Annotated in this window: 1 protein-coding gene; it reads right to left on the reverse strand. The window is 39.8% G+C overall.

What is annotated here, in order from left to right; genetic code table 11:
• On the reverse strand, positions 1-1,203 hold a 1,203-nt coding region (locus tag VB714_RS07310), incomplete at its 3' end, for an RNA-guided endonuclease TnpB family protein (protein WP_323222611.1).
• Between the last annotated feature and the right edge of the window lie 168 nt (positions 1,204-1,371).

Genomic DNA, 1,371 nt, shown 5'->3' on the forward strand with positions numbered 1-1,371 from the left:
GGATAAATGAGCGGCTTCGGGATTCACAGGGAACTGCTTTTCATCAACATTGTTGATGACGAGTCTTACATCCCCTCCACCCGCAGAAGCGCTGATTCCCAGCGCCTGTATTTGTCTGATGCCTTCTGCTCTGATGGTTTTCGAGGCATTCTCATCGCGGTCATGGGTCGTACCGCATTTAGGACAAGTCCACTCCCTCACATCCAAGGGCATTTTGTCCATTTTGTAATTGCATTCAGAGCAGGTTTTAGAACTGGGAAACCATCGATCGATCTCGATTAATACTTTTCCTTCTTTGACAAGTTTGTAATCGAGAAAATTGATGAATGTTCCCCACCCGACATCAGAAATAGCTTTAGCGAGACAGTGATTTTTGACCATTCCCTTAACGTTGAGATTTTCCACAACGATGACTTGGTTTTCGTCTACAAGTTTTCTGCTGAGTTTATGCAGGAAATCTTGGCGGGAATTCCTAACTCGCTCGTGAACTCTGGCTACCAGTTTACGCGCTTTTTCTCTCGATTTAGAGCCTTTAACTTTGCGAGAAAGTTTTTGTTGTTTGCGCTTGAGGTTCTTTTCATGTTTGGCAATATGTCTAGGATTGGCATATTTTTCGGTTTTTTCTCCATCATTAACAATCGCAAAATCTTTGATTCCGAGGTCGATTCCGGCTACTTTTCCATCGGTGCTAGGTGTTGCCGCTTCTCCTTCCACTTCAAACAATAGAGAGGCATAATACTTACCGGATGTGGTGAGAGAAATGGTAACAGTTTTTAATTTTCCTTCTGGTAATTTACGATGAAATTTACTGTTAATCTCACCAACTTTTGGTACTTTTAAATAATTTCCAGCAATTTCTACATTCTGAGGATATTGAATCGATTGTTTACGATGTTTTAATTTGAATTTAGGCAATTTTGCCCTCCCTTTAAAAAAGTTTTGATAAGCCTTGTTCAGATTGATGGCAACACATTGCAGGACGGCTGAATAACAATCTGTTTTTAACCAAGGATATTCCTTCTTAAGCTGGGGGAGCATTCCCTTGTATGCGGACAACTTTAAGGTTTTTCCTGTTTCCTTATAATGCTGAATACAAGCGCTAAGGGCAAAGTTCCAATACCAACGCGCACAACCAAAAGACTTAGATAAAGCCTCTTTTTGCGTGAGATTTGGGTATAATCGGACTTTGACTGCTTGCAGCATTTTTATCGGTTATTTGTTCTCTACTTTAGACATATTATAATAACATAAGCTGTGAAAAGCAAAAACAAGCTACATAAAAATTTGGTTTCGATACCACAAATTTTTATCCGATTCATCCCCTCTTGAATCAAAGATTACAAAAGGGGGATTCTCGGAAATTATGCTAAA

This window comes from Spirulina sp. 06S082, from assembly GCF_034932145.1.
In the GTDB taxonomy this organism is placed as follows: domain Bacteria; phylum Cyanobacteriota; class Cyanobacteriia; order Cyanobacteriales; family Spirulinaceae; genus CCY15215.